The 16,794-nt window shown below is 70.7% G+C and carries 12 protein-coding genes; 8 read left to right on the top strand and 4 right to left on the bottom strand.

Translation table 11 applies throughout. The features are described from left to right. The first annotated feature begins 94 nt into the window (after positions 1 to 94). From DY023_RS13825 to DY023_RS13810, 4 genes are read left to right on the top strand one after another with little or no spacing between them, the layout of a single operon-like run. On the top strand, positions 95 to 1,558 hold the full coding sequence (locus DY023_RS13825) for a DUF3375 domain-containing protein (protein WP_116242920.1): 1,464 nt from the start codon (positions 95 to 97) through the stop codon (positions 1,556 to 1,558). Beyond that, complete coding sequence (locus DY023_RS13820) at positions 1,555 to 2,256, top strand: DUF4194 domain-containing protein (protein ID WP_116242919.1); 702 nt, start codon at positions 1,555 to 1,557, stop codon at positions 2,254 to 2,256. The genes DY023_RS13825 and DY023_RS13820 overlap by 4 nt, the downstream gene beginning before the upstream one ends. Beyond that, positions 2,253 to 5,633 carry an ATP-binding protein gene (locus DY023_RS13815; RefSeq protein WP_116242918.1) on the top strand — a complete coding sequence of 1,127 codons (3,381 nt, stop codon included), beginning with the start codon at positions 2,253 to 2,255 and terminating at the stop codon, positions 5,631 to 5,633. The genes DY023_RS13820 and DY023_RS13815 overlap by 4 nt, the downstream gene beginning before the upstream one ends. Then, a complete protein-coding gene (locus tag DY023_RS13810) occupies positions 5,608 to 7,131 on the top strand; it encodes a SulP family inorganic anion transporter (RefSeq protein ID WP_116242917.1) in 1,524 nt (507 codons plus the stop codon). The genes DY023_RS13815 and DY023_RS13810 overlap by 26 nt, the downstream gene beginning before the upstream one ends. A 15-nt stretch (positions 7,132 to 7,146) precedes the next feature. On the opposite strand, the gene DY023_RS13805 is transcribed toward DY023_RS13810, so the two are convergent. Continuing rightward, positions 7,147 to 7,734 (bottom strand): cysteine hydrolase family protein, encoded by a 588-nt coding sequence (locus DY023_RS13805; RefSeq protein ID WP_116242916.1) that lies wholly within the window; start codon positions 7,732 to 7,734, stop codon positions 7,147 to 7,149. Positions 7,735 to 7,849: 115 nt separating this feature from the next. Between DY023_RS13805 and DY023_RS13800 the strand changes: the two genes are divergently transcribed. Next, positions 7,850 to 8,839 (top strand): GlxA family transcriptional regulator, encoded by a 990-nt coding sequence (locus DY023_RS13800; protein ID WP_220347321.1) that lies wholly within the window; start codon positions 7,850 to 7,852, stop codon positions 8,837 to 8,839. A gap of 6 nt (positions 8,840 to 8,845) precedes the next feature. Here the strand turns inward: DY023_RS13800 and DY023_RS13795 are convergent, their stop codons facing one another. Then, the gene (locus DY023_RS13795) at positions 8,846 to 9,430 is read right to left on the bottom strand and encodes a GNAT family N-acetyltransferase (RefSeq protein WP_116242914.1); all 585 of its coding nucleotides are present in this window, start codon (positions 9,428 to 9,430) and stop codon (positions 8,846 to 8,848) included. Between the two features lie 79 nt (positions 9,431 to 9,509). On the opposite strand from DY023_RS13795, the gene cydC reads away from it, so the two are divergent. Next, a complete protein-coding gene (cydC, locus tag DY023_RS13790) occupies positions 9,510 to 12,875 on the top strand; it encodes a thiol reductant ABC exporter subunit CydC (RefSeq protein WP_147303307.1) in 3,366 nt (1,121 codons plus the stop codon). Here the strand turns inward: cydC and DY023_RS13785 are convergent. Both DY023_RS13785 and DY023_RS13780 read right to left on the bottom strand, forming a co-directional pair. Beyond that, positions 12,828 to 13,634 carry a M56 family metallopeptidase gene (locus DY023_RS13785; protein WP_116242912.1) on the bottom strand — a complete coding sequence of 269 codons (807 nt, stop codon included), beginning with the start codon at positions 13,632 to 13,634 and terminating at the stop codon, positions 12,828 to 12,830. The two genes, cydC and DY023_RS13785, sit on opposite strands and share 48 nt — an antisense overlap. An 8-nt stretch (positions 13,635 to 13,642) precedes the next feature. Further along, positions 13,643 to 13,999: a BlaI/MecI/CopY family transcriptional regulator gene (locus DY023_RS13780; RefSeq protein WP_116242911.1), complete on the bottom strand. Its 357-nt coding sequence runs from the start codon at positions 13,997 to 13,999 to the stop codon at positions 13,643 to 13,645. 137 nt (positions 14,000 to 14,136) lie between these two features. Between DY023_RS13780 and DY023_RS13775 the strand changes: the two genes are divergently transcribed. Together DY023_RS13775 and cydB are read left to right on the top strand one after the other, a co-directional pair. Beyond that, entirely contained in the window at positions 14,137 to 15,720 is a 1,584-nt protein-coding gene (locus DY023_RS13775; RefSeq protein ID WP_116242910.1) for a cytochrome ubiquinol oxidase subunit I, read from the top strand. 18 nt (positions 15,721 to 15,738) lie between these two features. After that, complete coding sequence (gene cydB, locus DY023_RS13770; RefSeq protein WP_116242909.1) at positions 15,739 to 16,785, top strand: cytochrome d ubiquinol oxidase subunit II; 1,047 nt, start codon at positions 15,739 to 15,741, stop codon at positions 16,783 to 16,785. The last annotated feature ends 9 nt before the right edge of the window (positions 16,786 to 16,794 follow it).

The raw sequence follows: 16,794 nt of genomic DNA, 5'->3' as shown, positions 1-16,794 counted from the left end.
TCGGCGCCTGGCACCGCCCCGCTAGGCTGGAGGGTGCTGCTCTACGCGGGACCACGCGGGATCGGCACGGTTTTCAGGGATCTTCGGGAGCAGCGTGACGGGTACTCGAGCAGAGGCTGCCTATCTGCGCGCACTCGCGGCGTTCAAGACCCCGACCCTCGACCTGCTGCACGGGCGCTACGCGCCGTTCGTCGTCTCAGCTCTGAGTCTGATGTTCTCCGCAGACCGGCCCACCGTGGCCGTCGCCGACGCGCATGTCGAGGTCGGCGAGATGCTCGACCAGCTCCGCGCCGAGGGCTACGAGGACGACCGCAGGCGCCTGCCTGCCGCATCCGGTCGTGAGGTGTGCCGCTACTGGGTCAAGGTCGGCTGGCTCGGTCAGCAGATCGAGGGCGAGACCGAGGTGTACCGCCTCACCGCGCACGCCGTGCGCGCGCTCGAGATCGCCGACCTCACCGGCGGCGGGTCGCGCGTCTCCAACTCGCGCGTTCGCACCCTGCTCGAGGCCGTCGAGCGGCTGGCCGGCAACGCCGACGGCGATCCGGCCAGGCGCCTGAGGCGACTGAAGGCCGAGCGCGATGCGCTCGACGCCCAGATCGCCGCCCTCGAGAGCGGCGCCGCCGACCCGGTCCCCGACGACGAGCTGCTCGAAGAGGCCGAGAACGTTCTGCATCTCTCGCGCGGGCTCCCGGCGGACTTCACCCGGGTCGCGGAGTCGATCAAGGCGATGCAGCGCGACGTGATCCGCGACCTGCGCCGCGACGAGCGCCCCACGGGCGAGGTACTGCGCGAATACCTGCTGCGTGGTCAGCAGGTGATGCAGTCGACCCGTGAGGGCCAGGCGTTCGCCGGCGCGCTCCGCCTGATCGGCGACCCTGAGCGCATCGACGCCCTCACCGCGCAGCTGCACGGCCTGCTTTCGCGACCGTTCGCCGAGATGCTCGACGCCACGCAGCGCACCGAGCTCGACATGATCGGCCGTCGCATGGAACTCGGCGTGCAGGAGGTGCTCACGGCGCAGCGGCGTGCCTCGCACGTCATCGCGGGGCAGGTGCGCACGCACGATCCCGCGCGCGACCGCCAGGTCGACGAGTTGCTGCGCGACGTGATCGCAGGCCTCCAGGCGTGGACCCATACTCGCGCGCCGGAGACGCCGGTCGAGCCGCTGCGCCGCCTGCCCGTCGCGCACATCGGGCACCTGAGGCAGTCGCTCGGCGACATCCGCCCGCCCGGAGCACCCGCGGCGCTCGCGTCTCAGGGGCAGGATGTCGAGTTCCTCGACGCGGACACCCGCGCCTGGGGTGGCCCGCACTATGCGGAGCTCGAGGCTTACGTCGCAAGGCTCGGCGACACCTTCGACCTCGGTGAGGCCTTCGAGGGCGCCGCCGACATCACCCGCCGTCCGGTCGACCTGCTCGGCCTGCTCGAGATCGCACACCGCGGAGCCCTCTCCAGCGGAGAGGGGATCTCGATCGTCGAGGCAGTACGCCCGGACGGCACCGCGCGACGGTTCGCCTTCGAGGCCGTGACCGCGCACGCGAGGAAGGACTCGGAATGACCAGCGACAGCACAGAGGAAGCGGGCTTCATCGCTCCCGTCGCCATGGAGGACGACCTCGCCGAGCTGTTCCCCGGCGACAGGGGCGTGCTCGACCCCGAGGTGCGCCGCACGCTCGCCCTCGTCCTGCACCGGCGGTTCCTGCTGGCCGAGCGCAACCGCCAGGAGTGGCGCACGCTGCTCGACAACCAGACGGTGATCGAGTCCCGGCTGAACGACCTCTACATCCGGCTGGTCGTCGACCACGAGCACGGCCTGGCCTACAAGCAGCAGATCCGCATCGAGGAGCTCGACATCCCGATCCTGCTGCGCGACACGCCCTACACGCGCTCCGAGACCCTCGTGCTGGTGCATCTGCGCACCGTCTACGAGCGGGAGAATGTCGCCGGGGAGGCGGCGCCGCGCATCGACATCGAGGACGTCGAGCAGACCGTGCTGAGCTACTTCACCGACGCCGACGGCGACATCTCGCGCCGCCAGAAGGCGGTGCGCGACGCGATGCGCAAGCTGTCCAACGACGGCATCATCAGCGAGGAGACCACCGGTCGCTACCGGATCGGGCCGCTCGTCGAGGTCGTGCTCAGCGCCGAGAAGCTCACCGAGCTGCGCGACTGGCTGCGCGAGACCGCCGCCGAGCGGCTCGCAGGATCGGATGCTGCGGCGGATGCTGCCGAGGCGCTGGAGGACGTCTACTCATGACGATGATCGACACGCTCTTCGGTCTCATCCCGGAGGCCTCCCGTGGACAGCAGTGGGTCGCCGAGGACCTGCAGCTGGTCAACTGGGGCGGCTACGACGGCGGCCCGCACCGGGTGCGGTTCTCGCCCGCCGCGACACTGCTCTGCGGCGGGTCCGGCTCCGGCAAGTCGACGCTCATGGACGCCTACATCGCGCTGATGATGCCGCACACGACGCCGTTCAACGGCGCATCCAACGGCGGGGTCACCGGTCGTCCGCGCGGCGACGAGCAGCGCAACGTGCTCTCCTACGGTCGCGGCAAGCTCGACGAGACCCGCACCGAGGAGGGCACCAAGGTGCAGGTTCTCCGCGGCGACGGGGAGGACACGTGGACCGCGATCGCGATGACCTGGCGCGACCACGACGACTCCCGCTTCACCGCGGTGCGCGCCTGGTACATCCCCGCCGGCGCCCGGGTGCTCGAAGACACCGTGCGCGTGCGAGCCACAGTGAACAGCGCCTTCGACCTCGCGGAGCTCGAGAGGGCAGCCGCGCAGCGCCTCACCGACGCTGCCGTCCGGGCCGCCGGCCTCGAGCCGGTCGGCACCGACCGTGAGTTCTCCGCACGCCTGCACTCGGTGCTGGGCATCGGCGCCGCGGGCGCCGGGGCGAACGCGATGAGCCTGCTCGCCCGCATCCAGGCCGGCCAGCAGATCACCACCGTCGACGACCTCTACAAGCGTCTCGTGCTCGAAGAGCCCGAGACCATGCGCACCGCGGATGCCGTGGTGCAGCACTTCGATGAGCTGGAGAGCACGAAGCAGCGGATGCTGGTCGCACGCCAGCAGGTCGCCGCTCTCGAGCCGATCCGCGACCTGCGACGGCGCATCGAGGACGCCGCCGAGCGGATGACGCTGATCGACGCCGTCGGCGTGTTCGATGATCCGTCGTCGATCGCCTCGCTGTGGAAGGCGGAGCGGCGGATGGACCTGCTCCGCGAGGTGGAGGACGAGCTGCGCGATCGCCGCCGCGAGCTCGATGCCCAGGTGCGCGAGAAGCGCGTGCAGGCGGATGCCGCTGAGACCGAGCACGACGGTCTGCGCGACCTGCTGAGGGAGCGCGGCGGTGACCGGCTGGAGACGGCTCAGCGCGAGCTGCGCGGCGTGGAGCGCCGGCTGGGCGAGGCTCGTGCTCAGCGCGAGCGGCTCGAGGACGACCTGCGGGTGCTCGGTGTCGAAGCCGGCAGCCGAGGCGATTTCGAGAAGATCGTCGCGCGCGGCCGTGCGGTACTGGCGGATGCCGATGCGAAGGGGAGCGCGCGGGAAGCCTGGGCCGAGGCCCGGCGCACCCGCGACGGGCTGCGCAGTGAGCTCACGCAGCGTGAACGGGCGCTCGACGAGGCGTCCGCCTTCTCCGGCAACATCCCCGCCGACCTGTACCGCTCGCGTGAGCTGCTGGCCGAGGCCGCCGGACTCGAGCCGCACCAGCTGCCGTTCGTCGGCGAGCTGATCGAGGTGCGCACCGAGTACGAGCCGTGGCGCGAGGCGTTCAATCTTGCGCTGGGAGGCTTCGCCACCACTGTGCTGATCGACACGGCCGACCTCGATCGGTTCCGCACGGCGATCGACGGCGTGCGAACGCCGCGCCGGCTCACCTACCAGGGCGTGCACACCGGGATGCGCGCCAGCGGCGGGGGAGCGGCGGACCGGATGCCGGGTCGCCTCGACTACGCCGACACGCCGTTCACCGGCTGGCTGCAGGTGCGTCTCGGCGAGCGGTTCGACTTCGTGTGCGTGAACACTGCGGCGGATCTCGCCCGGTACGATCAGGCGCTCACGATCACGGGGCAGATGTCACGCGGCGACCAGGGCGCGCACGGCGGTCACGGTCGGGCGAACGTGCTCGGATTCTCCAACCGCGCCCGGCTGCGCGAGCTCGAGGCCGCGGTCCGCGAGCTGCAGCCCGCCCTGGAGCGCGCCGATGCCGAGGTCGCGGCTGCGGAGAACGCGCTGGACCGCTTCGATGCCGAGCGCGCGGCCTACGTCAGGATCGTGGACGTCGTCTGGGAGAACGTCGACGTCGATGCACTGGCCGCCGAGCAGGAGCGCTGGCGCCGTGTCGAGGCCGAGGTCTCAGACGAGAACCCCGACATCGCCGGCATCGCCGCGCAGATCGAGAAGTCCAAGCGCCTGCTCGTGCGGCTGCGCGAGGAGATCGGGGCCGCGACGGCGGAGCGCCAGCAGGTCGAGGAACGCTGGAGCCGGATCACCGATGAGGTCGACGCCGGACAGGCACTGATCGACGAGGCCGCCGAATCGGGCCGTGCGGTCGATGCCGATCAGGCGCACTACCTCGACGAGCGCTTCGCGACCCCGGCATCCGCCAAGGCCGTTCCTTCGGTGCTGCTGGAGCGCTTCGACGGGGCGCTCGGCACTGCCGGCAACCGGCTCACCGAGGACCGCGCAGCGGCTTTCGACGCGCACCACGAGCAACGCGAAGCGATGCGCCGACTGATGAGCGGCTTCCTGGAGCGCTGGGAGAACCCGAACCTGCTCGCCGACCCCGACCTCTACGTCGACGACTTCGAGAACATCCTCACCGCGCTCGAGACCAGCGGACTGCACCGTCTCGAGAGCGAGTGGCGGGACAGCCTGGTGCATCTCTCCGGCAACGACCTCACGAACCTCGACTCGACTCTGGGCCGGGCGCTGCGGGAGATCCGCGAGCGCATCGAGCCGATCAACCGGATCATGCAGGACCTGCCGTTCTACGACGACGACCACCGCTTGCAGATCACCACGCGCGAGAGCCAGTCCGAGGCGCGCAAGCGGTTCCGTCGCGATCTGCGCGAGGTGCGCGGACTCATCGAGACCGCATCGACGGACCAGGACCGCGAGCACGCCTACCGGCGGATGTCGCGCCTCATCACGCACCTGCGGCGCTCCGCGCCGGACTTCGCCGATCTCATCGACGTGCGCAACCACGTGCGGGTGAGCGCCGAGCGGGTGACGGTCGACACGAAGCAGCATGTGGCCCTCTACGACCACATCGGCGAGAAGTCCGGCGGCGAGTCGCAGGAGCTCATCGCGTTCATCGTCGGCGCAGCTCTGCGCTACCAGCTCGGGGACGCCGGCGCCGAACGTCCGCGGTACGCGCCGGTGTTCATGGACGAGGCCCTGATCAAGGCCGACGCGCACTTCACGAAGCGTGCGATCGGCGCCTGGCGCGGCCTCGGCTTCCAGCTCGTCATCGGCGCCCCGAACGACAAGTACAGCGCCATCGAGCCGCACGTCGATGTCGAGTACGACATCCTCAAGGACACCCAGGGCCGCTCCTGGGCGAGGCTCAAGGTCGCGCTGCCGGAGGAACAGAATGCCGCTCTCACCGTCCGCGCCTGAGTCGACCGCGTACCGGCTGCCCAACGGGCAGGTACCGGCGCTCGCAGTCCTTCGGCATCCGCGCCTGCTGAGCACCGAGGTGCTCGCGGGCATGGTCACCACGCTCGCGCTCATCCCCGAGGTCATCTCGTTCTCGCTGATCTCGGGTGTGGGCCCTGATGTCGCGCTGATCTCGTCGGTGACGCTCGCCATCGCGATGTCGTTCCTCGGCGGCCGGCCGGCGATGGTCTCGGCCGCGGCCGGATCCGTCGCACTCGTGATCGCCCCGATGGTGGCCGTGCACGGCACCGAGTACGTCCTGCCGACGGTTCTGCTCGTCGGCGTCCTGCAGGTGCTCTTCGGAGTCTTCGGGCTGGCGCGGCTGGTCCGGTACATCCCGCGCTCGGTCATGATCGGTTTCGTCAACGCTCTCGGCGTGCTCATCTTCGTGGCGCAGGTGTCGCACGTCATCGATGTGCCGTGGATGGTGTACCCCCTGTTCGCCGCGACGATCCTCATCGTCGTGCTGCTCCCGAAGATCACCACCGCGGTGCCCGCGCCGCTGGTCGCCATCGTCGTCGTCACGGCTGCGGCGATGATCTTCGGGTTGAACGTGCCCACCGTCGGCGATGAGGGCACGGTCAGCGGCGGACTTCCCGGTCTCACCCCGTGGACCGTGCCCCTCGACCTGACCACGCTGCAGATCATCCTGCCCACCGCGATCGGCGCCGCGCTGGTCGGCCTGCTGGAGAGCCTGCTCACGGCGAAGCTCGTCGACGATCTCACCGACAGCCACTCCTCGAAGTCCCGCGAGTCCTGGGGTCTCGGTGTCGCGAACATCCTCGCCGGGTTCTGGGGCGGGGTCGCCGGCTGCGCGATGATCGGCCAGACCGTCGTGAACGTGCAGCTCGGCAGGGCGCGCAGCCGCGTCTCGACCGTGATCGCCGGACTGTTCCTGCTGCTGCTCGTGGCCGTGCTCTCGCCGGTGATGGCAGCGATCCCGATGGCCGCCCTGGCCGCCGTCATGATGGTCGTCGCGCTCCGGACGATCGACTGGCACAGCGTGCGACCTTCGACGCTGAAGCGGATGCCCCTCTCGGAGACCGCCGTCATGCTCGTCACCGTCGCGGTGGTCGTCGCGACCGGGAACCTCGCCACCGGCGTGGGCGTCGGCGTGCTCCTGGCCCTTGTGCTGTTCGCCCGCCGGATCGCACACGTGACCTCCGTCGAACGGGAGATCGTCGAGGGGGGTGCGGTGGCGCGCTACCGCGTGCTCGGCCCGCTGTTCTTCGCATCGAGCAACGATCTGGTGGACAGATTCTCCTACGTGGACGATCCCGATCGCGTCGTCATCGATCTCAGCCGCTCGCACGTGTGGGACGCGAGCAGCGTCGCCGCACTGGACGCGATTGAGACGAAGTACGCCGCGCACGGGGCGACGGTGGAACTCGTGGGGCTGAACCCGCACAGCCGCGCCTTCCACGGGCGGCTGAGCGGGTCGCTGGACGGGAGCGCCTGACCCTCGGCCCCTGGGTCAGCGCAGCGCGTCGGCGTTCCGCACGACCTGGGCGTACACATCGCCGATGGTCGCCAGCGCTCCGCGATGCAGGTCGGCCGCGCTGACCTCTCCGGCAGCCGACGGCAGCGCCCTCGTCGCGCAGGCGTCCGCCACGACCGTGACCCGGTTGCCGCGCAGGAAGGCGCCCTCCGACGTGAACGTCACGCACATGTGGGTCATGAACCCCACGACGATCACGTCCTGGTTGCCCGCCGCGTCCACGCGATCTCCGAGGTCGGTGCCCACGAAACCGTTCGGCGCCGACTTCACCACCACGGGCTCGCCCTCGATCGGGGCGACGCGGGGATGGATGCGCCCGATGTCGGCGCGGATGTCGTAGGGGCTGCCCTCGCCGCCGTCGTGCTGCACGTGGATGACCTTCGCGCCCTCGCGACGGGCGCGGGTGAGCAGGCCCTCCGCGGCATCCAGTGCCTCGGACCAGCCCTCGAGCTCCATAACGCCCTGCGTGTAGGTGTTCTGGTAGTCGACGAGGATGAGCGTCGATTCGGCGAGCGTCGCAGGCGTCTGCGGGTGACCGTCGAGTTCGCGCAGGGGAGTGGCCATTCTGGGTCCTTTCGGGGAAGTGCCCCCGGTGAGGGGCACCGTCTACGCTAGAAGCCGCCGCTGATGTCGGCAATGTCATTCAAGCCGCAGAAACCGACATCGCTGAGGAGTGCCCATGATCCGCCGGCTGATCGTCGTCACCGTGTTCACCGGTGTCGACCTGCTCGACGTCACCGGACCGGCCGAGGTGTTCTCGCTGCTGGAACGCGAGATGAACGAGCCCTCCGGCTACGAGGTGCTGCTCGTCGCCGAGGACATGGCGCCGGTGACGACATCCGCCGGAGTGCGCGTGCTGCCGGACGCGACGTTCGACCAGCTCGCCGGCCGCCGCATCGACACGCTCATCGTGCCCGGCGCGGTCGAGCGTGACGGTGGTGGCGTGCGTGCCGTCGTCGATCCCGTGATCGTGCGGCGGGTGCAGGCGCTGGCGCCGGGCTCTCGGCGAGTGGTATCCGTCTGCGTGGGGGCGCACGTCCTCGCCGCTGCCGGCCTGCTGGACGGTCTACGCGCGACGACGCACTGGTCGACCGCCGCGCAGCTGGCTGCGGAGCATCCGGCGGTGACCGTCGACCCGGACCCGATCTTCATCCGGGAGGGTGGCGTCTGGACCGGCGCGGGGCTGACCGCGTGCCTTGATCTCAGCCTCGCCCTCGTCGCCGAGGACTTCGGACAGGAGCACGCCGTGCGTGTGGCGCGGCAGCTCGTCATGTACGCGAAACGGCCCAGCGGGCAGAGCCAGTTCAGCGTGGCTCTGAGCAACGTCTCGACGACGCCGCGGATCGAGGAGCTCCGGCACCACATCGCCGCACATCTCACGAGACCGCTGAACGTTCCCGAGCTCGCCGCCAGGGTGCACGTGAGCGATCGCCAGCTCACGCGGATCTTCAAGGCGGAGCTCGGGATGACGCCGGCCGCCTACGTCGAATCCGTGCGGGTCGAGGTCGCGCGCAGCCGCCTGGAGACGGGGGAGGACACGCTGCAGCGCGTGGCGGCCGACTGCGGCTTCGGCACCGTCGACACCCTGACCCGGGCTTTCCGCCGCAGGCTCGGAGTCACGCCGACCGACTATCGGGCGCGCTTCCAGGTCACGCCCGTGGCGCGCTGAGGACGGCTACGGCACGTCCGCGCGCATCACCCAGCGCCACTTCGCGATCCGTCGGTCGCGCACGAACCCGAAGCCCTCGAACAGGCTCTCCGGCCCGGTGTGGAAGTAGGCGCCGCGCTGCGGGGCGCGTTCCGCATCCTGCTCGGGGTACGCCTCCACGGTGCCCCCGCCGGCCTCCTCGATCGCGGCGAGGGCGCCGGCGACGGCTGCGCGGGCCACGCCGGCGCGCCGGTGGCCCTTGCCCGTGAAGATGCAGCCGATCCGCCAGTCCGGCAGGTCGATGAGTCCGCTCTCGTACTTCTTCTGGTTCAGGATGCGGGCGACTTCGTCGGGTCTGCCGAACTGGCACCACCCGGCGCATCGGTCGCCGTCGTAGACGAGCACCTGGTGCACCGTTCCGCGCCGCACGTGCTCGAGCTTGTTCGCGCGGTTGGCCTCGGCGCTGTGCTCGTCGAGGCCCTCGGTGTGGAATCCCATGCACCAGCAACCGCCCCACACGCCGTTGTTCTCCTTGACGAGTGCGGCGAAGTCGTCCCAGGTGTCGGTGCTCAGCAGACGGGCCCGATACGCGGTGGTGCCTTCGGCAGCCATGTCCTGATCCTCGCACGCGGCAGCGGACTCGGCTACGGCATTGTGCCGCCCATACTTCTACGCCACGTAGAATTGCTGGGTGAGTCGTCAGCCGGTCATGAATGATCCCTGGGTGAGTGAGGCGCGTCGCGCGGCGGCGACCGCGCCAGCGGCCCGACCCGGCATGGGCCCCGCCCCTCGCAGCGCCCTGTACGGACTGGGCGTCCTCGCGGCGCTGCGAGCCCTCGGCCTGGTGCTGATCGCCGAGTCCGTGGCGCGCGGAATCGCGGCCCTCGCCGGCACGGGTCTCGACGAGCGCACGACCCGGGCCATCGTCATTCTCGGAGCACTGGGCGTCGTCCTGCGCGTCGGCGGCGAATGGGGCACCGCGGTGCTCGCCCGCCGCATCGCCACCGGCGTCAAGCGCGAGCTGCGCGGACGCCTGTGGCGGCGGCTCGCCGACGGCGGAGAATCCGGAGGCGGCACCGCCGTCCTCGCCGCCGACGGGCTGGACGCGATCGACGACTACTACGTGCAGTCCGTTCCTGCCACGATCTCGGCCGCCGTCGTGCCGATCATCGTGGGGCTGCGCATCCTCGGAGCGGACTGGTTGAGCGCCCTCGTCGTCGTCCTGACGCTGCCCCTGGTCCCATTGTTCATGGTGCTGATCGGCAAGCACACTCAGGAGCGGACGGATGCCGCGCTCACCGCGCTCACCCGGCTCGCCGACCATCTCGCCGAGCTCGCTCGCGGCCTCCCCGTGATCGTCGGGCTCGGCCGGGTGCGCGAGCAGACCCGCGCCCTCGACGCCGTGCAGCGGAGGTATCGGGAGCGCACCGAGGAGACCCTGCGCTGGGCGTTCCTGTCCGCCCTCGCGCTGGAACTGATCGCGACGCTCTCGGTGGCCGTCGTCGCCGTGCTGCTCGGCCTCCGCCTGCTGAACGGAACGATGGAGCTCGAGCCGGCGCTGGTGGCCCTCATTCTCGCGCCGGAGTGCTTCCTCGCTCTGCGCGAGCTCGGTGCCGCATTCCACGCCTCGCAGGACGGCCTGTCCGCGCTCGGCAGAGCGCAGGAACTGCTCCAGCGGCCGCAGCGCCACGACCTTCGGCGCGACGGATCCGGGCCGGTGCGGCTCAGCGGCGTCACAGTCCGCTACGCAGGAAGCGCGAGCGCCGTGATCGATGGCGTCTCGGCCACGCTCGCCGGCATCACGGCGCTCACGGGGCCCAGCGGAGCGGGCAAGTCGACACTGCTGGCCGCCCTCGCCGGCACGCTGCCGCCGGACGCGTCAGCCGGCGGAGCCATCACCGGGGTGAGTGCCGGAGATGTGGCATGGGCGCCGCAGGCGCCGCAGTTCTTCGCCGTCACGCCCCGCGCCGAGCTGGCCCTGTTCGGGGCGGGCCCCGAGGCGCTTGCGGAGCTCGGGCTCGATCCGCTCGGGGATGCCGCCACCGCCGAGCTCAGCCCGGGGGAGCAGCGGCGCCTGGCCGTGGCGCGTGCGCTGGCCCGCGTCGACCAGGGGGCGCGTCTGCTCCTGCTCGACGAGCCGACCGCGCACCTGGATCGGCAGTCGGCCGACCTCGTGCGGGCGGCCGTGCTGCGCCGCTCCCGTCGCTGCGTGGTGGTGCTCGCCACGCACGAGCCGGAGACGCTGGCACTGGCCGAATGGCGGATCGCACTCGACGGGGCGGTTGCGACACCGGCTCGCACGCAGGGGGCCGGCGGCGCAGTCGCCGCGCCCGCGGCATCCGGTTCACGCGAGCCGGAGACTGCACAGGTGCAGGAAGCAGCGCAGGTCGGGGCCGGGCTCACGCTGCGCTCGCTGCTGCGACCGCACCGCTGGGTGTGGGCGGGTTCCATCCTGCTGGCGGCGCTGACGGCAGGCTTCGGGATCACCTTGACCGCACTGTCGGGCTGGCTGATCGTCCGTGCCAGCATCGAGGAGTACATCATGTACCTCCTGGTCGCGATCGTCGGCGTGCGCGCCTTCGGCATCGGTCGTGCGGTGAGCCGCTACGCGGAGCGCCTCGTCACGCACCGTGCGACACTGCGCGTGGTCGATGCGCTGCGGCTGAGGCTGTGGGGCGCGATCGCGGCACGGGGAGCCGGCTCGAGAAGGCTGCTCGCCGGAGGTGCACCGCTGGACTATCTCGTCACGCTCGCCGGTGATCTGCGCGACCAGCTGCCGCGGGTGCTGCCGCCGCTCGGCGCAGGCGTGCTCGTGCTGCTGGCCGCCGTCGTGACGACGGGTCTCGTGGCCCCCGCGCTCACCGTCACCGTCGCCGTGGTGCTCCTGCTCGCCGTCGTCCTCGCCGCGCTGCTCGCTCTCTTCTCGGAGCGCCGTGCCGGATCCGCCCGTGTCGCAGCGAGGTCAGAGATCGTGCGCGGCACATCCGCGCTGGGCGCGGCGGCCGACGACCTGCGCACCAACGGAGCGGCGCCGGCGGCTCTGGTCGTTCTCGACAGCAGTGCGGACCAGCTCGCCACGGCAGAGCGCCGGGCCGCGTGGTCGGCAGGGCTCGGCGCCGCCGTGGTCACCGCAGGCGTCACGCTGCTCGGCATCCTGGTCCCGCTGCTCGCGCCGGATCTGCCCGCGGAACGCGCGTCGGTCGTCGCGCTGGTCGCGCTGGCGATGGCCGAGCCCCTCGTGGCACTCGTCGATGCGGTCGGGCGGATGCCTGCGCTGCGCGCGCTGATCTCCCGGCTCTCGCCGGTGCTGGAGCCTGCGCCCGCCGTCGCCTGGGGCACCTCCCGGCTGGACGCTCCTGTTCGCGAGCTGGAACTCGACGACGTGAGCATCCGGTACCCCGGTACCCCTGCACCCGCCGTCGCCGGAGTCAGCGGGCTCGCAACGCGCGGGCGGTGGCTGGTGCTGGATGGGGCATCGGGCTCGGGCAAGTCCACGCTGCTGTCTGCGATCATGGGTGCCCTGCCGGTGCAGCGCGGGGCGATACTGGCCGACGACGTCGCCATCACCCGGCTGTCCGAGCGGGATTGGCGGGGGAGGGTGGCCTGGTGCCCCCAGGACGCATACGTGTTCGACTCGACCATCCGCGGGAATCTGCTGCTCGCACGTTCGCGAGAGGACGCGGCGGGTGATGCGGAGATGCGGGCCGTGCTGCGGATGGCAGGTCTGGGGTCGCTGGAGCAGCGTCTCGGCCTGGACGCCAGGGTCGGTGCCGGCGGCTCGGCGCTCTCCGGCGGAGAGCGTCAGCGTCTCGCTGTGGCGCGCGCCCTGCTCACGCGGGCGGACGTCGTCCTGCTCGACGAGCCCACCGCGCATCTGGACGCGCCCGCAGCGGAGGCGATGATGGCCGACGTCCGCGGCGCCACGGAAGACCGCATCGTGGTGCTGGTCTCGCATCGTCCTGACGATCGACGCGCAGCTGACGTGGTTCTGCAGCTCGGGGCGGGTGGCTCAGGCGGCGAGCCTGCGGAAGCGGTCGCTCACGCGGGACGAGCCTGACACCGCGCGCTCAGCGCCGGGCACCCCGTCGGCTCCCACCGCGAGGATCGCGCGGGCGAGCACCTCGTCGCGCACCTCGCGCCGGGCGTGATCGTCGGCGAGCATCTCCACCAGCGCGGCGACGTCGGCCTCTGCGCGTGCGGCGATGGGGAACCACGGAAGGGCAGCGCGCCACGCGCGGAAGGCGAGCAGCAGCAGGTCGTGCCGCTGCTCGACGTGCGCACGCTCATGCGCGATGACGGCGACGAGCTCATCGGGGTCGAGCCGGTCGAGCAGGCCCTGCGACAGCACTGTCACCGAGCCTGCGCCGCGCGGCAGGCAGTAGGCGACCGGTACCGCTTCGTCGATGACCTGGGTGCGCGCCCTGGTCGGATGCGGCGAGGCGAGCAGCTCGAGAAGTGCCAGGTGACGGCGTCGCTGGCGCGTGACCTGCACGATCGTGACTGCGAGATGCGAGAGCAGGTAGATCGTGAACGCGACGGCGGGGACGAGCGCGTACCAGGGATGCTGCGGTGCGACGGCGAGTCCGGCCAGCGCGAGCGCCCCGATCATCGAGAGGCCTCCGGCGAGGCCGATCGCCTGCCACAGTAGGAGGGCAATGACCGGCATCCGTGTGGGCCAGGAGGCGCGGGACAGGGCGACGGGTACGGGCCAGGCGAGGGCCAGAGCGACGAGACTCAACGCGATCGCCGCGCCGATGATCGCCGCGTGCGGGATCACGACGGCTCCCGCGAGCGAAGGGTCGGCGATCAGCGGCATCCGCGCACTCAGGCCGCGCTGTCGAGCAGGCGGCGCAGCACCGCCGCATCCTCGGCGGAGACGCCGCCGACGAAGCGTGCCAGGACCGCAGTGCGGTCGCCGGCGCCGCCGAGCACTTCGTGCATGAGTTCGGCGGTGTGGTCCGCACGCGAGGCCAGCGCGCTGTACCGATGGGGGCGGGCCGAGCGGTCCGAGACCACGAAGCCCTTCTTTTCGAGCCGCGCCAGTACCGTCAGCACCGTGGTCGCGGCCAGGGTGCGTCCCTGGCTCTGCAGGACGTCCTGCACGTCGTAGGCGGTCACGGTGCCGGAGGAATCCCAGATCGCGTCCATGACGGCACGTTCGAGTTCTCCGAGCGTTCCCATTCCGTCCTCCAAGTATTTCCGGCGACCTCCATTCTACCTCGAATCGAATTTGTTCTATGCTCTGTCGAAGAAGTTCTACGAAGCGTAGAATTCTGTTGGCGGCCCCCGCCACAACCTGCTCTGCGAAGGAGATCCGCGTGGACGTGCTCGACATCGCCCGATGGCAGTTCGGCATCACGACCGTGTACCACTTCCTGATGGTCCCGCTGACCCTCGGCCTGGGAATGATGGTCGCGATCATGCAGACCCGCTGGGTGCGAACCGGCGACGAGAAGTTCCTGCGCATGACGAAGTTCTGGGGCAAGGTCTATCTGATCAACTTCATCGTCGGGGTCGCCACCGGCCTGGTGCAGGAGTTCCAGTTCGGCATGGCCTGGAGCGAGTACTCGCGGTTCGTCGGCGACGTGTTCGGCGCGCCCCTGGCGATGGAGGGCCTGCTGGCGTTCTTCGTCGAGTCGACGTTCCTCGGGATCTGGATCTTCGGGTGGGGACGCCTGCGCAAGGGGCTTCACCTCGCCGCGCTGTGGTGCGCCGTGATCGGGTCGTGGATCTCGGCGTTCTTCATCATCGTCGCGAACTCCTGGATGCAGCACCCCGTCGGCGTGGAGCTCGGCGAGGACGGCCGCCCCGTCATGACCGACGTCTGGGCGGTGCTCACCAACAACACCGCGCTGGCGGCGTACACGCACACGATTCTCGGCGCCCTGGTGGTCGCGGGCATGTTCCTGCTCGGCATCTCCTGGTATCACCTGTGGCGTCGCCGTCACGACGGGATCGACACCGTCGACGAGACCGGCCACGTCATCGTCGGTGAGACGAATGCGGTGCCCGGCCGCGACAAGGTCGACCACGGCGTGTGGCTCTGGTCGCTGCGCCTCGGCGCGGTGATCGCGATCGTCGGGTTCCTCGGCACTGTGGTCTCCGGCGACGTGCAGGGCAAGCTCATGTACGAACAGCAGCCGATGAAGATGGCGGCCGCCGAGGCCGCCTGCCACACCGGGTCCTCGTTCTCCGTGCTCTCGCTCGGCGACCCGGGCTCGAGCGACTGCTCCGACGTGATCACGCTCATCGAGGTGCCCGGCGTGCTCGGATTCCTCGGCACCGGCGAGTGGGGCGCGGACATGCCCGGCATCCGCGACCTCGAGCCGCAGTACGTCGACCAGTACGGCGCGACGATCCCGGATGAGGCTCTCTACGGCGATCGCGCGGGCACCGAGGTGCAGTACGTGCCGGTGATGTGGGTGACCTACTGGGGCTTCCGGCTCATGATCGGGCTGGGCGGCATCGTCGCGGCCGGCGCCGTGATCGCGCTCTGGCTGACTCGGAAGGGCACCGTGCTGCGGTCGAAGTGGATCATGCGCCTCGCACTGCTCGGCATCGTCGCGCCGTTCGCCGCGAACATCGCCGGCTGGATCTTCACCGAGCTGGGCCGTCAGCCGTTCGTGGTCGCCCCGAACCCTGACGCCACGGGCATCGACGGGGTGTTCATGTTCACCGCCGCCGCAGTGTCGCCGGGCGTCACCGCGGGAGAGCTGCTGTTCTCGGTCATCACGCTCACCGCGGTGTACGGAGTGATGCTCGTGATCGAGCTGTTCCTGATGGTGAAGTACATCCGTGGAGGCGTGGCCGCCTCGATGCCGGAGCTCGCCGCGCGGACCCATGACGGTGACGACGACTCCGACGACCGGACATCCGACGACGTCCTGTCCTTCGCGTACTGAGATCTGGAAGGAATGACCATGGAACCGCTGCCCGTCGTCTGGTTCATCGCGATCGCGGTGCTCTGGATCGGTTACCTGCTGCTCGAGGGTTTCGACCTCGGCGTGGGGATGCACATGATCTTCTCCACGCGCAGCGAGCGCGACCGGCGCGTGATGCTGAACACCATCGGCCCGGTGTGGGACGGCAACGAGGTGTGGCTGATCACGGCAGGGGCTGCGCTGTTCGCGGCGTTCCCGGCCTGGTACGCATCCCTGTTCTCGACCCTCTACATACCTCTGACCATCACGCTCGTCGGACTGATCGTGCGCGCGGTGGGCATCGAGTACCGCGGCAAGGTGGCGACGCAGCGCTGGCGCGACGTCTGGACCTGGCTGATCGGCCTCGGCTCGCTGATCGTGGCGTTCTGCATCGGGGCGGCTCTGGCGCTGACCTCCACCGGGCTGCCGATCGACGCCAACGGCGATCGCGTGGGCGGCCCGTTCGCGTGGCTGACGCTCCCCGCGGTGCTGGGCGGTCTCGCCGTGGTGGGATTCGCCCTCGCGCACTCGGCGACCTTCCTCGGGCTCAAGGCCGACGGCCCGGTGCGCGAGCGAGCGGGACGCTTCGCGGCGCGGTGGGCGCCGCTCTGCCTGGTGCCGGCTGCGGTCTGGGCGCTGTGGGTGCAGTTCGAGCACGGCGGCAGCGTGCTGGCCTGGACCTTCATCGTGCTCGCGGTCGCCGGTGCGGTGTTCGGCTGGGTCTCGGCGCGTGCGCGTCGTGAGGGGCTCGCCTTCACCGGCTATGCCGCCTTCGGCCTGTTCGGCGCCGGCGCGGTGTTCGCGGGGATGTTCCCGGTCGTGCTGCCGTCGACGGTGGACGCCGCGTTCGATCTGACCGTATGGAACGCGGCGAACAGCCCGTACACGCTGGGTGTGATGACTGTGGTCGCCGCTGTCGCCCTCCCTGTGATCCTGCTCTACCAGGGCTGGAGCTACTGGATCTTCCGGGCGCGGGTGCGCCCCGGGATGATCCCCGAGGCGCACGTCGTGCTTCCCGCTGTGCTGCGGGCGGACGCGGCCCGCTGAGCGGGAAGC

Source organism: Microbacterium bovistercoris, from assembly GCF_003387575.1.
GTDB lineage: Bacteria > Actinomycetota > Actinomycetes > Actinomycetales > Microbacteriaceae > Microbacterium > Microbacterium bovistercoris.
Note: the sequence above shows the minus strand (reverse complement) of the source record. Positions and strands in the feature narration are given on the sequence as shown.